General features: G+C 60.8%; 11 protein-coding genes. 4 read left to right on the forward strand and 7 right to left on the reverse strand.

Annotation, left to right across the window (positions count from 1 at the left end):
* Positions 1-18: 18 nt before the first annotated feature.
* Genes DA915_RS22945 through DA915_RS22955 form a run of 3 tightly spaced genes read left to right on the forward strand, consistent with a single transcriptional unit; the run spans position 19 to position 5,487 of the window.
* On the forward strand, positions 19-783 hold the full coding sequence (locus DA915_RS22945; protein WP_107677410.1) for an ImuA family protein: 765 nt from the start codon (positions 19-21) through the stop codon (positions 781-783).
* Positions 698-2,215 carry a DNA polymerase Y family protein gene (locus tag DA915_RS22950; protein WP_192886640.1) on the forward strand — a complete coding sequence of 506 codons (1,518 nt, stop codon included), beginning with the start codon at positions 698-700 and terminating at the stop codon, positions 2,213-2,215. The genes DA915_RS22945 and DA915_RS22950 overlap by 86 nt, the downstream gene beginning before the upstream one ends.
* Positions 2,212-5,487 (forward strand): error-prone DNA polymerase, encoded by a 3,276-nt coding sequence (locus DA915_RS22955; protein ID WP_107677412.1) that lies wholly within the window; start codon positions 2,212-2,214, stop codon positions 5,485-5,487. The genes DA915_RS22950 and DA915_RS22955 overlap by 4 nt, the downstream gene beginning before the upstream one ends.
* A 12-nt stretch (positions 5,488-5,499) precedes the next feature.
* On the opposite strand, the gene DA915_RS22960 is transcribed toward DA915_RS22955, so the two are convergent.
* Both DA915_RS22960 and DA915_RS22965 read right to left on the reverse strand, forming a co-directional pair.
* Positions 5,500-6,138, reverse strand: coding sequence for a bifunctional 2-polyprenyl-6-hydroxyphenol methylase/3-demethylubiquinol 3-O-methyltransferase UbiG (locus DA915_RS22960; protein WP_107677413.1), 639 nt, complete (start codon positions 6,136-6,138; stop codon positions 5,500-5,502).
* 83 nt (positions 6,139-6,221) lie between these two features.
* The gene (locus DA915_RS22965; protein WP_003506534.1) at positions 6,222-7,160 is read right to left on the reverse strand and encodes an AraC family transcriptional regulator; all 939 of its coding nucleotides are present in this window, start codon (positions 7,158-7,160) and stop codon (positions 6,222-6,224) included.
* A 182-nt stretch (positions 7,161-7,342) separates the two neighbouring features.
* Between DA915_RS22965 and DA915_RS22970 the strand changes: the two genes are divergently transcribed.
* Positions 7,343-8,560 (forward strand): MFS transporter, encoded by a 1,218-nt coding sequence (locus DA915_RS22970; RefSeq protein ID WP_080867432.1) that lies wholly within the window; start codon positions 7,343-7,345, stop codon positions 8,558-8,560.
* Between the two features lie 69 nt (positions 8,561-8,629).
* Here DA915_RS22970 and DA915_RS22975 read toward each other — a convergent pair whose 3' ends face one another.
* The 5 genes from DA915_RS22975 to ytfQ form a co-directional block, all read right to left on the reverse strand.
* On the reverse strand, positions 8,630-9,364 hold the full coding sequence (locus tag DA915_RS22975; RefSeq protein WP_020011781.1) for a FadR/GntR family transcriptional regulator: 735 nt from the start codon (positions 9,362-9,364) through the stop codon (positions 8,630-8,632).
* Between the two features lie 18 nt (positions 9,365-9,382).
* A complete protein-coding gene (yjfF, locus tag DA915_RS22980; protein WP_003506538.1) occupies positions 9,383-10,363 on the reverse strand; it encodes a galactofuranose ABC transporter, permease protein YjfF in 981 nt (326 codons plus the stop codon).
* Positions 10,360-11,403: an ABC transporter permease gene (locus tag DA915_RS22985; protein ID WP_192886641.1), complete on the reverse strand. Its 1,044-nt coding sequence runs from the start codon at positions 11,401-11,403 to the stop codon at positions 10,360-10,362. Before DA915_RS22985 ends, yjfF begins: the two co-directional genes overlap by 4 nt.
* Positions 11,403-12,926, reverse strand: coding sequence for a sugar ABC transporter ATP-binding protein (locus DA915_RS22990; RefSeq protein WP_107677415.1), 1,524 nt, complete (start codon positions 12,924-12,926; stop codon positions 11,403-11,405). Before DA915_RS22990 ends, DA915_RS22985 begins: the two co-directional genes overlap by 1 nt.
* A 75-nt stretch (positions 12,927-13,001) precedes the next feature.
* Entirely contained in the window at positions 13,002-13,961 is a 960-nt protein-coding gene (gene ytfQ / locus DA915_RS22995) for a galactofuranose ABC transporter, galactofuranose-binding protein YtfQ (protein ID WP_003506544.1), read from the reverse strand.
* Between the last annotated feature and the right edge of the window lie 249 nt (positions 13,962-14,210).

The raw sequence follows: 14,210 nt of genomic DNA on the forward strand, positions 1-14,210 counted from the left end.
ATTGAAACCTGTCATGCCATGCAAAAGCGCGCGGATCAGTTGCTCGTTGTCGAAGAGCTGCGTGAAAGGCTGGAAAGGATCGGTAACGGCCCTGAGCGGCTGCACGAGACCTTGCCTTTCGGCGTGGATGCCATCGACCATCGCCTGCCGGGAGGCGGGCTCAAGCTCGGCTGTCTGCATGAGCTGAGCGGCGGCGGCAATGGCGCTGCCGATGGTGCGGCGGCCGCCCTTTTTGCGGCCGGTGTGGCGGCAAGGCTTTCCGGCAAGGTTTTATGGTGCGTTACCCGGCGGGATCTGTTCATGCCGGGGCTGACGCAGGCCGGCCTTTCGCAGAACCGGCTCATCATTGTTGAATGCCGCGATGAGAAGGGCGTGCTCGACTGTTTCGAGGAGGGTTTACGCTGCAATGGTTTCGGCGCGGTGATGGGTGAGGTGGCAAAATTGCCGATGAACGCCTCGCGACGGCTGCAACTGGCGGCGGAAACCTCCGGTGTTACCGGCATCGCCATCCGCCATTTCCGGCGTGCGGCCGATGCGGCGCTGTACGGCGAGCCGACGGCGGCGGTGACCCGCTGGCGCATCTCCGTCCGTCCTTCTTCGCCCTTGCCGGTGCCGGGGGTGGGCAGGCCGCGCTGGTTTCTCGAACTTTTGCGATGTCGCGGCGGCGAAAGTGCCGAATTTGAAGTGGAAGCCTGTGATGCAAAGGGTCGTCTCGCTCTACCTGCCGACATGGCCGACGGATCGCTTCCGGCGTCTTTCGGGAGAGAACGCGCCACCGGTTGAAAAGCCGCTGGTCATGATCGGCCGCCAGGGCAGCCGCCGGCTGGCGCTGGCGCTGGACAAAGCGGCAAAGGCGGCGGGCATCCGGCCCGGCACGCCGGTCAGCAAGGCGCAGGCGCTGGTGCCGGGCCTTCTCGTGGAAGATTTGGATGCGGCTGGAGATGCCCGCGCCCTGCAGCAGCTGGCCTTTCATTTTCTGCGCATCTATGCCCCCATCGTCGCCTCCGATGCGCCGGATGGGCTGGTGCTGGACACGACGGGAGCGGACCATCTGCACGGCAGTGAGACGCTGATGTTGAGCGGCATGGTCAACCGCCTGCATGCCGCAGGCTTTGCCGCCCGTGCTGCCATTGCCGATAGCTGGGGTGCTGCCCATGCGCTGGCCCGCTTCGGCCGCGAGCAGATCAGCATCATACCGCCGGGCGGACAGCGGGCAGCGATCAGCGGGTTGCCGCTTGCCGCGTTGAGGCTGGAGGAGCGTATCGTTTCCGGGTTGAAGGTACTCGGCTTTCGCAGCATCGGCGAGCTTGCCGAAGCCCCGCGCGCGCCGCTGACCCTGCGTTTTGGCCCCGAACTCGTCCGGCGTCTTTCCCAGGCTTTCGGGGAGATCGGCGAACCCATAGAGCCGGTGCGCGCGGCCGAACTGGTGGAGGTGCGTCGCGCCTTTCCCGAGCCGATCGCAGCGGCGGAGACGATTGCCCGTTATACACAAAAGCTGGTCACGGGGCTTTGCGCAGCACTTGAAAAGCGCGGCCTCGGCGCCCGCAGGGTTGATCTGGTGCTGCATCGGGTCGATAGCGGTCTGCAGGCGGTGCGGGCCGGCACCTCCAGACCGGTGCGCGACATCAAGCAGCTTGTCCGGCTTTTGACCGACCGTATCGACACCATTGATCCCGGTTTCGGTATCGAGATGATGGTGCTGACTGCCACCCATGCCGAGCCGCTTCTCGCCGCGCAGGCCCGGTCCTCGCTTCTGGAGGAGGGGCGTGCGGACATCGCCGATACGGTCGATGTTATCCTCAATCGCGGCCACAGGGTCTATCGTTATGCGGCGGTGGCAAGCGATGTGCCGGAACGCTCCGTTGCCCGCGTTGCGGCGCTTGCATCTGAGGATACCCTCGGCTGGCCCGGCCACTGGCCGCGCCCGATCAGGCTTTTTGCAAGGCCGGAACCCATCGAGACGCTGGCGCTGCTGCCGGATCATCCGCCGCGTTATTTCATCTGGAAAGGCGTGCGCCATAATGTGCGGCGCGCCGACGGGCCGGAACGGGTGTTCGGCGAATGGTGGAAACGCGACCGGGAAAAGGAAGCCGTGCGCGATTATTTCACGGTGGAAAATGAAAGCGGCGAGCGCTTCTGGATTTTCCGCTCCGGCGATGGCGAACATGCGGAGACAGGCTCGCAGGGCTGGTTCATCCACGGGGTCTTTGCATGAGCACGCCGCGTTATGCTGAACTTCAGGTGACCACGCATTTTTCATTCCTGCGCGGCGCAAGCTCCTGTGAGGAGCTGTTCGAACAGGCCAAAAACCTCGGCATCGAGGCGCTCGGCATCGTCGATCGCAACAGCCTTGCGGGCATTCCCCGCGCTTACGAGGCGGCAAGTACCAACGGCATCCGGCTCGTCATCGGCTGCCGGCTCGATCTGGATGACGACCTTTCCGTGCTTGTTTATCCCATGGATCGCCCGGCTTACGGCCGGCTTTGCCGGCTGCTTTCCGTGGGCAAGAAAAGGGGCGGCAAGGGTAAGTGCCGGCTGACATGGGATGATCTCGTCGCCTATGGCGAAGGCCTGATCGTGGTGCTGCTCGCTGATCTCGCGGATGATCTCTGCGCGCTTCGCCTGCGGCGGCTGAAAGCCGCTTTTACGGATCGCGCCTATATGGCGCTCAGCCTCAGAAGACGTCCCAATGACCAGATGCGGCTTTTCGAATTGTCCAATATGGCTCAAGTCGCAGGTATACCGACGGTGGTGACCAATGAAGTACTGTTCCATGTGCCCGAGCGGCGCATGCTGCAGGATGTCGTCACCTGCATCCGGCATAATTGCACCATCGACGAGGCGGGTTTCCGCCGCGAGCGGCATGCCGACCGCTATATGAAGCCGCCGGAGGAAATGCACCGGCTATTTGCCCGCTACCCCGAAGCGCTGGCCCGCAGTCTCGAAATCACGAAGCGCTGCACTTTTTCGCTGAAGGAACTGGTCTATCAATATCCCGAAGAGCGCACGCTGCCGGGGCTGACGGCGCAGCAGGCGCTGGAAAAAATGGTCTGGGAGGCGGTGCCGGGGCGGTATCCGAAGGGTTTGCCGGAGAAGGTGGAAAAGGCGCTGAAACATGAGCTTACACTGATCGGCAGGCTGGAATACGCCCCCTATTTCCTGACGGTAAACGCCATCGTTCGCCATGCACGCTCGCTGGATATTCTCTGCCAGGGACGTGGCTCGGCGGCCAATTCGGTTGTCTGTTACGTGCTTGGCATTACCGCCATCGATCCCGTCAAGGTCGATCTTCTGTTTGAACGTTTCGTTTCTGAAGAACGGCGTGAACCGCCTGATATCGATGTGGATTTCGAACATCAGCGGCGTGAGGAGGTCATCCAGTGGGTCTATGACACCTATGGGCGCGACAAGGCCGCGCTGTGTTCGGTCGTCACCCGTTATCGCGGAAGGGGTGCGCTGCGCGATGTCGGCAAGGTTCTCGGCCTGCCGGAAGATTTGACGAAACTTCTATCCTCGCAGGTCTGGCGCTGGAGCGAGGGGGTGGACGAGAAGCAGGTGAAGGAGCTGAACCTCAATATGGAGGATCGCCGCCTGAGGCTTGCATTTGAGCTTGCCAATCAGCTTGTCGGTACGCCGCGTCACCACAGCCAGCATCCGGGCGGCTTCGTTCTGACCCATGACCGGTTGGACGAGTTGGTGCCAATCGAACCCGCCGCCATGGATGATCGCCAGATCATCGAATGGGACAAGGACGATATAGATGTCATGAAGTTCATGAAAATGGATTGTCTGGCTCTCGGTATGCTGTCCTGCATGAAACGCGGTTTTGACATACTGGAGGAGCGCTATGGTAAAAAATATGACCTTACTTCCATGCCGGAAGATGATCCCGCAACCTTCAAAATGATCCAGAAGGCCGATACGCTTGGTACCTTCCAGATCGAAAGCCGGGCGCAGATGTCGATGCTGCCGCGTCTGAAACCGGCAAAATTTTATGATCTCGTCATTCAGGTCGCTATCGTTCGTCCCGGTCCCATTCAGGGCGATATGGTGCATCCTTATCTGCGCCGCCGTAACAGACAAGAGGATGAGCATTATCCGAAAGAAGAGCTTAGAGGGGTACTGGGCAAAACACTCGGTGTGCCATTGTTTCAGGAGCAAGCCATGCGCGTCGCTATCGAATGCGCCGGTTTCTCCCCCGGTAAGGCGGACCAGCTTCGCCGAGCGATGGCGACCTTCAAGAATGTCGGCACCATCTCCAAATTCAGGCAGGATTTGATCGATGGCATGGTGGAGCGCGGTTATGAGCAAGAATTCGCCGAACGCATCTTCAAGCAGCTGGAAGGGTTTGGCAGCTATGGTTTCCCCGAAAGCCATGCGGCCTCCTTCGCGCTGATTGCCTATGCCTCTTCATGGCTGAAATGCCATTATCCCGATATTTTCTGTGTTGCCCTTCTAAATTCACAGCCCATGGGGTTTTACGCCCCGGCGCAGATCGTGCGCGATGCGCGCGATCATGGCGTGGAGGTGCGCCCGGTCTGTGTCAATAACAGCCGCTTCGATTGCACGCTGGAGCCCACGGGTGAGAAGGATGCGAAAGGCGACGAGCGGTTTGCCGTGCGGCTCGGTATGCGCCTGGTGAAAGGGCTTTCCAACAAACATGCTGCCGATATAGTCAATGTGCGGCAGGATCGGCCTTTTGCCTCAGTGGATGATCTCTGGCGAAGGGCGGGCGTTCCCGCCGCTGCCCTCGTCTGTCTCGCCGAAGCCGATGCCTTTTTACCGTCGCTTTCGCTTGCCAGACGCGAGGCGCTCTGGGCCATCAAGGCCTTGCGGGATGAGCCGCTGCCGCTCTTCGCCGCCGCCGCCAGCCGGGAAAACACCGTGGTGGATGAGCTTCAGGAACCCTCCGTCGCGCTCAGGCCCATGACTGACGGTGGTGAGGTGGTTCAGGATTACGGCCATGTCGGGCTGACGCTGCGCGAACATCCCATGATATTCCTGCGGCGCGATCTTTCCCGCCGCCGCATCGTCACCTGTGCGGAGGCCGTGCGCGCCCGTGATGGCGCATGGCTGGAAACGGCGGGTCTGGTGCTGGTGCGCCAGCGCCCCGGCTCGGCAAAGGGGGTGATCTTCATGACACTGGAGGATGAGACGGGCATCGCCAATGCGGTGCTGTGGGTGAAAACCTTCGAAAAATACCGGCGCGTGGTGTTGTCTGCCGGCATGGTCGGTATTTACGGCAAGATCCAGCGGGAGGGTGAGGTGGTGCATCTGGTCGCCCATCGGCTGACAGATTTGTCGGAGGCGCTGGCCAGCGTGGGCGAACGCAACCATGCCTTTCCCCTGCCGCATGGGCGTGGTGATGAGTTCCACCACGGCATTCCACCGGATGATCACCGCACTATCAGGAAGCATCCGCCGCCTGCCGTGGATGATGCGGACGAGGTGGAGCGGATAAAGGTCATTTCCCGCAATTTTCACTGAAGGCGGCTCAGATCACCTTTTGCGCGCCACGATGTAAGGACGATTGTCATTGCCCTTTGTCGCGTGGATTTCCGTGACCAGAATGTCAAAACCGCCGGCGTTTATATGCCGGCCAAGCTCGGCCGCGTTGAACACGCCGGCAAAGGGCGCCTTGCCGATCGCACGCATCGCCGGCAGGACAAGGCGGATAAACGGGTTCATATCCCTAACGCAGGGGGTCTTGGTGACGAACAGCCCGCGCGGGCCAAGCCGGGAATGAATGTGCTGCAATGTGCCGCGCAGGTCGCGCACCAGATGAAGATAGTTGAAACCCAGCACCACGTTGAACTGATGAGGGTCGGGGGCAAGCGTTTCCACGGTCGCAGTGCTGAAAACGAGGTTCGGGAGAGGGCCGGCGGCGTGTTTTCTTTCCTCGGCGATTGCGATCATGCCGGCGGAAATATCCGTCGCAAGATAGTCTTTGACGCTGCACGCAAGCCGGATCGCCGTTGTCCCGGTGCCGCAACCCAGTTCCAATACCCTGTCATCCGGATTCAGCAGGGCACGGGTCCGCTCCAGCGTGCGCTCATATCCGGCCTCATCCGAAATCCTGCCCTTTGCATATTTCCGAGCGGTCCGGTTCCAGAAACGGGCGTCGTCGGCAATACTCATGGTGGATGCTCCCCGGACGGCGCCCTTCCGCTTCGGGCGGATCTGCTCTCACGCGGATATCCTATCCGGTTTGTTTGTAGCTTTTAAGCCGCATCCTCCAACCCGGCCGTGTCCTTCCGGCGAAACTGGCTGGGGGGTGCGCCGAGCACGCGTTTGAAGGCGCGGCTGAAGGAGGCTTCGGAATCGTAACCGAGTTTTTCCGCCGCCAGCGTCACGCGCATGCCTTCGCGCAGCCACAGCCGTGCCTGGTGCATGCGCACGCGCACCACATAGCGCGCCGGGCTTTCGCCCACCACGCGGGTGAAGCGCTCCGCGAAACTGGAGCGGGAAGCGCCCATCAGGGAAGCAAGCTCCTCCACGCTCCAGTCCTTTTCGGGATTGAGGTGGATGGCGGCCAGCACCCGTCCGAGTTCGGGGTTGCGCACCGCAGCCAGCCAGCCGCTGGAATCGCCGCAGCCATACTCCACCCATGTGCGGATCAACGTCGCGGTCAGCACATCGGCAAGCCTTGCCAGAATGCCGCCCGCGCCAACGCGGTTCAGTTCCACCTCACGCGTCATGGCCTCCAGCAGATGCGGAATGGCCGGATCGCTTTTGGCGAGATCACTGGTCAACATCACATCCGGCATCAGCTGCAGGAGAGGGTGCAGATTATCCATGTTGAAACGCATCGAAGCGGTAAAGGCCACGGTATCGCCGCCGGCGCTGGCGCATTGCAGGTCGAAAACGCCCTGGCAGACTTCCTTCTTGCCGAAACGGTCGAAGGGGGTAGGCGTCACATCCTCGCCGCTACCCAGCACATGGGCGTGGCCGCGGGGCAGAAGAACGGCGTCGCCGCATGTCAGCGTCAGCCACTCGCCGGAGGGTTTGCGCAATTTCGCCTGGCCGACACCGATGAAATGGAACCGTGCCGCTTCCTGCTCGGGAAAAGCTGTCGCCCAGGGGGTGGCCATGCGGCATCGGCCGTATTCCACGCCGTCGAGCCTCAGGCCACGCAACATTTCCGTCAGGGCATCATTCATGGCGCTCTCGCAAATTTGGATGTTTGGTTAAGGAATACGGATTTTCTAGCATGGAAACGCCGGGCTGTCACGCATAGCTTACGACCATTGATTTGCAGAATATGAACTGGCCTCCCACCGGTTTCACCATTTTGCCATTCCGTTTCAGAGCGCATTCCGGAAATGCGCATCAGGAGATTTACATGAGCAACCGGACCATAAACGAACTCGAATATGTGCCGCGCAAGACAGAGCCGGATGCGAAGTGGGCCGCCGTGGTTTCGCTTTCGCTCGGCGTCTTCGGGCTGGTGACGGCGGAGTTCCTGCCGGTCAGTCTGCTGACGCCGCTTTCGGCCGATCTCGCCGTCAGCTCCGGCATCGCCGGCCAATCCATTACCGTTACGGCGCTGGTCGCGGCGGTCGCCGGCCCCGGCGTTGTCATTGGCACACGCAGCATCGATCGCCGCTGGACATTGCTTGGGCTGACCACGCTGCTGATCATCTCCAGCACTTTGGCCGCCTTCGCAAACGGTCTCTTCATGCTGTTTGCCTCGCGCGTTCTGCTCGGCATCGGCCTTGGCGGCTTCTGGGCCATGTCCGCGGCGCTGGCGCTGAGACTCGTACCGCTTGATAAAATGCCGCGTGCCATGGCCATTATCCTGACAGGAGTTTCGGTCGCCACCGTCTGCGCCGCGCCCGTGGGCGCGTGGATCGGCGCGACACTTGGCTGGCGTTCTGCCTTCGTGGTTGCAGGTGCGCTCGGTGTCATCGCGCTTCTCGCGCAATTGCTCACTGTTCCGTCGCTGCCGCCGGCTGGCGCACCGGGTCTTTCCACCATGTTCCGCCTGTTGCAGCGGCCGCAGGTCCGGATCGGCCTTTTGACGACGCTGTTCATCGTTGCGGGTCATTTTGCCGGCTTCACCTATGTCCGTCCGTTCCTGGAAGATGTGACGCTTCTTGGCGTCGAGGCGATTTCGCTCGTCCTTCTGGTTTATGGTGTCGGCGGCTTTTTCGGTAATCTCTTCGGCGGTTTCCTCTCCGAGAAAAACACGGCATGGGCGGTGACGTTTGCCGCCACCCTGATCGCCGCATCGGCTTCCGTTCTGGTCGTGGCGGGTGCGTCGCCCCTGATTGCCGGCCTTGCCATCGCCTCCTGGGGTTTTGCCTTCGGCGCACTTCCAGTCAGCGTGCAGAGCTTCATCACGAGGGCCGCTTCCGACGAAGCCGAAAGTGCCGGCGCGCTGCTGCTCACCACGTTCCAGATCGCGATTTCCAGCGGTGCGGTTCTGGGCGGTCTGCTGATCGATCTTCAGGGTGCGACGATGGTCTTCGTCTTCGTGGCGATTGCCGCCCTTCTCGGTGCATCGCTGATGGCGTCGCGCCGCGGGGTAGTCCCGCAGGTCGAGGCCTCGCAGGGGTAAGCCACCCCTCGAAGAAAAAAGACCCGCCTTCGTGCGGGTCTTAAGAGAAGAGAAGGCGTTATTCCGTCTTTAGGGCGCCTTTATCGCATTCTGCGTCCGGTCTTTGCCTACCTCGATCACATGGCGCATGGCTTTCACCGCCGCATCCGCGTCACGCGCCGCAATCGCATGTACGATGCGCAGATGATTGGACGCGATCTCGGCGATGGTGCCAGGCGAAGCGGCCGGCGATGAGAGCTGGAAGGATATCGCAAGTGCAGCTTCGATCAGCCCGCTTGCCGAGCGCATGAAGGGGTTGCCAGACATATGCGCGACCGCAAGGTGGAATTCGAGATCGACCTTGGCGATGCTTTCCGGTGTATGTTTCGGATTGTCGAATTTGGCGGCGATGACGTAAAGGGAAACGATATCGTCATTGGAGGCCTGCAGGGCCGCCGCCGCCGCCGCCGCTGGTTCCAGCGCCAGGCGGATCTCCGCCAGATGCGTGACGAATTCCTGATCTATGCCGGCCTCGCAGCGCCAGCCCAGCACGTCGGGATCGAAGAAATTCCAGCTGGAGCGGTCAAGAACGCGGGTGCCCACCTTGGCCTTTGGTTCCACCAGACGCTTCGCCGCCAGCGTCTTCATCGTCTCGCGCAGCACGGTGCGGGAGACGCCGAACCGCAAGGAAAGTTCGGCATCATTGGGCAGCAGGGAGCCTTCCGCAATCCTGCCCGAGACGATGGCGCTGCCGAGTTCGGAGACCACATGGGCGTGGCTGTTCCGGCGTTTTCGCCCGCTTATCGTCGTTTCGAGCAGCCCCAAGCAAGCCTCCCTTGGCAATTATGCCGGATGCGGTCCGGCCAGTCTCCTGTTTGAATACCAGATGATTGCGCGCTGCAACACGATGAAGACGAAAAGCAGCACACCGATGACGATTTTCGTCCACCAGGAAGAAAGCGTCCCGTCAAAAACGATGTAGGTCTGGATCAGCCCCTGTATCAGAAGGCCGATAAAGGTTCCCGCCACCAGCCCGGTGCCGCCGGTCAGAAGCGTACCGCCAATGACGACAGCGGCGATGGCGTCCAGTTCCACGCCCACCGTCGCCAGCGAATAACCTGACGAGGTATAGAGCGTATAAACGATGCCAGCGAGGCCCGACAGGAAACCGGAAAGCGCATAGATGCCGATGGTCGTCGCGCCAATCGGCACACCCATCAGCTCGGCCGATTGCGGATTGCCACCCAGCGCATAGACATTGGCGCCGAAGCGGGTGCGGCTGGCGATCAGCATGCCGGCGGCGAAGACGAGAAGCATCAGCATGGCCAGCGCCGTCAGCCTGCCGCCGCCTGGAAAGCGGAAATAAAAGCCCTGTATCGCATCGATGAACGGGTGGGAGATCGGCACCGACTGCGTGGAAATCAGATAGGCCGCGCCGCGCGCCAAAAACATGCCCGCCAGTGTCACCACAAAAGGCGGGATCGACAGGAAGCGGATCATCGCCCCCATCAGGCAGCCGAACAGCGTCGAGACTGCCAGCACGATGGCGAAGGCCAGCAGCGGATGGATGTTATAGGTGCCGACCATGACCGCCACGAAGACGCTGGTGAAGGCGATGACCGAACCGATGGAGAGATCGATGCCGCCCGACAGGATGACAAAGGTCATGCCCACCGCCGCGATGCCGAGGAAGGCATTGTCTGTCAGAAGATTGCCGATTACGCGCGTCGACAGGATCGACGGATATTGCAGCACACACAGCAGATAGGCGACCACGAAGATCGTCAGCGTGGTGAGGAAGGGCAGATTGCGGCTGTGGATCATCGCGCGGTTCCTTCCTTGGTCATGCCATTGGTCGCCGCCGGTTTGACGTGCGGCTTCGGCGCTTTCACGAAACCGAGGACGGCCATGATTGCCGGCGATTGCAGTGTGAGCACCACCATGATGATGCCTGCCTTGATGATGAGGTTGAATTCCGGCGGAAAGCCCGAGACGAGGATGCCGGTATTGATGGTCTGGATGATGAGCGCGCCGATCAATGAAGCCGTGATGGAGAAGCGGCCGCCATTCAGCGATGTGCCGCCGATCACGACCGCCAGGATCGCGTCCAGTTCCAGCCACAGCCCGGCATTGTTGGCATCCGCGCCGCGAATATCGGCGGTCACGATCATGCCGGCAATGGCCGCGCAGAGGCCGGAGACGGCATAAACAAAAAACAGCAGGAAGCGCGCCCGCACGCCGGCGAGCGCCGCTGCACGGCGATTGATGCCTGTGGCCTCGATCAGGAAACCGAGCGCGCTTTTACGCACCAGAAGGCCGAGCAACAGCGCCGCGGCCACCCAGATGATGACGGGCAGCGGGATGCCTGCGAACGAGCCGGAGCCGATGGCGGCAAAGCTGTCATTGTTGAAGGTGAGAATGACACCCTCGGTAATAAGCTGGGCGATGCCGCGTCCCGCCACCATAAGGATCAAGGTGGCAATGATCGGCTGTATATCGAGAAGGGCGACCAGCACGCCGTTCCACAGGCCGCAGGCAATGCCCACCGCAAGTGAGATGACGATGACCGAGGGAATGGAATGGCCATTGCTGATGAGCGTGGCCGCGACCGCGCCGCAGATGGCGATGACCGCGCCGATGGAAAGATCGATACCCTTGGTGGCGATAACCAGCGTCATGCCGATGGTCAGCAGCGCCACGGGAGCGGCGCGCACGAGAATATCCACCAGACTGCCATAGAGCCGGCCATTCTGGAAAGAAACATGCAGAAAACCCGGCGAAATGATTGTAATCGCTGCCAGAATGATAAAGAGCGCGGCAAGCTGGGGAGCAAGTCTTTTGAAGCGTCGTGTCACAGCCACCATCACGCCGCCTCCGTTTTCGCCGCATCCGCAATTGCCCGCATGATGTTGTCGGCGGTCACTTCGCTGCCTTTCAATTCACTGACATGGCGGCGGTCGGAAAGCACGACCACACGATGCGCAACGGCCGTCAGTTCTTCCAGTTCGGAGGAGATGACGACGAGCGACATGCCTTCGCCGCAGAGTTTTTCGATCATTTTGAGAATTTCCGCATGCGCGCCGATATCGATGCCACGTGTCGGCTCGTCGAGTATCAGCAGTCTGGGCTGGGTGGCGAGCCAGCGTGCCAGAATGGCCTTCTGCTGATTGCCGCCGGACAGGAATTTTATCGGCCGGTTGGGGTCGGCCGGGCGGATATCGAGCGATTTGATGAAGCTTTCGGCCAGCTCTGCCTTCTGCCGGCGCGACAGTGGCCGTGCCCAGCCCTGCCGGGCCTGAAGCGCCAGCGCGATATTATCGGTGACGGAAAAGTCGCCGATGATGCCATCCGTTTTGCGCTCTTCTGGACAGAAGCCGAACCCGGCCGCAATGGCGGCCTCGGGAGACGAAATCGCCGCCGGTTTTCCGTCAATCATCGCCGTTCCGGTATCGGGACGGTCGATGCCGAACAGCAGGAAGGCGGTCTCCGTTCGTCCGGAGCCAAGAAGACCGGCAACGCCGACGATCTCTCCCGGCCGGATGCCGAGATCGAAGGGGGCGATGCTGCCCCGCTTGCCATAGGCTTCGAACCGGATTGGCGGCTCGCCCTCGGCGACCGTATCTTCGGTCGCCTGGTGTTCGTGGGTAATATGCTGAAGCTCGCGACCGAGCATCATCGAAATGAGTTCGGATCTCGGCAGGCTGCCGATGTCGCGGGTGCCGACGAGGCGGCCATTGCGCAGCACCGTCACCCGGTCGGCAATATCATAGACCTGATTGAGGAAGTGGGTGATGATGATGATGCCGATGCCGCGGGCGCGCAGGTTTTTCAACACCCCGAACAGCATCTCGACCTCATGGGCGTCAAGGCTGGCGGTCGGTTCGTCCAGCACCAGCACCTTGCCGGAAAGGTCGACGGCGCGGGCAATGGCGATGATCTGGCGAATGGCGACGGAATAGCTGGAAAGCAGGGCGTTGACGTCGATGGAAAGCCCGTATTGGGCGAGCAGCGCCTGCGAATTCTTCTGCATCGTGCTGCGGTCGATCAGCCCGAAGCGGCGCGGCTGGCGGCCGAGAAACAGGTTTTCGGCAACCGTCAGATTTTCGAGAAGGTTCACTTCCTGATAGACCGTGCCGATGCCAAGCGCCTGCGCCTCGCCCACATTGGCGGGCGAGATTTCGCCGCCCTCCAGAAAGATCGAACCGCTGTCGCGGTGATAAACGCCAGTCAGGATTTTGATGAGCGTCGATTTGCCCGCGCCGTTTTCGCCAAGCAGGGCATGGATTTCACCGTGCCCGAGCGAAAAATCGACGCCATCGAGCGCCGTGATCCCCAGAAAGGATTTGCCGATGGCGCGTGCTTCCAGAAGTGGTGCCGTTTCGGACATTGAGCAGGTTCCGCATGAAGAATGCCATGATGGAGCGGCACGAACGACGCGCCGCTCCTTCCGAAGAATGGGGTATCAGTAACCCAGACCCTTCTTCGCCTCGTAGACCTTCATCGGGTCGTCGGATGCCGTGTAAAGCTTGGATTCGGTCTGAATCCACTTCGCTGGCGCCTTCTTGTCCTTCAGATAGGCTTCGAGCGCGTCGAAGGCCGGGCCGGCCATGTCAGGCGTCAGCTCGACGGTGGCGTTGGCTTCACCGGCTGCCATGGCCTTGAAGATGTCAGGCACGGCATCGATGGAGACGATCTTGATGTCGGTTCCGGGCTTCAGACCGGCTTCCTTGATCGCCTGGATCGCACCGACGGCCATGTCGTCATTGTGGGCGTAGACCGCACAGATGTCCTTGCCGCCGCCTTCGGCCTTGATGAAGCTTTCCATCACTTCCTTGCCCTTGGTGCGGGTGAAATCACCCGTCTGCGAGCGTGCGATCTTGATGTTCTTGTGCGAAGCAATGGCCTCTTCGAAACCCTTCTTGCGGTTGATGGCGGGCGAAGAGCCGGTCGTGCCCTGCAGTTCTACCACCTTGCAATCCTTGGAGCCGACGTCCTTGACCAGCCAGTCGCCGGCAACCTTGCCTTCATGAACCTGATCGGAGGTTACGGCGGTCAGGTAAAGATCGTCCGGAGCCTCGATTTGGCGGTCGAGCAGGATGACAGGGATTTTTTCTTCCTTGGCTTCCTTAAGCACGGCATCCCATCCGGTCGCGACGACCGGCGCGATCAGGATCGCGTCCACGCCCTGCGCGATGAAGCCGCGAACGGCCTTGATCTGGTTTTCCTGCTTCTGCTGCGCGTCGGCGAATTTAAGCGTGACGCCGCGCTTCTCTGCCTGCTGCTTGGTGACGGTGGTTTCAGCCGCGCGCCAGCCGGATTCCGAACCGATCTGCGAGAAGCCGACGGTAAGCGATTTGGCGGAAACACTTGATGCAAGGCACAGCGAAACGGCGACAGTAACTGTCGCGAGAGCTTTTCTCATCTTAATCCTCCCAGAGATGATGTCAGCGTGACGGAGACACTATGAGCATATAGTAATACTCTTGAAAAGAGGCATTTTCGCATATTTCAATTTCAGAATGGTGTGTCTGATCTCAGATTTTGAAATATATCAATTAATATCAAATGGATAAACGATTCATCTTTTGTGGTTCGAACAACCGGCACTGCTGCTGCTCACACCGCTATAGCGCTTGACAGCATATGGACGTGTCTAATAGTAATACAAATA

The sequence above is a fragment of the Agrobacterium sp. LAD9 genome (genome assembly GCF_003031125.1).
GTDB classification, from domain to species: domain Bacteria; phylum Pseudomonadota; class Alphaproteobacteria; order Rhizobiales; family Rhizobiaceae; genus Agrobacterium; species Agrobacterium radiobacter.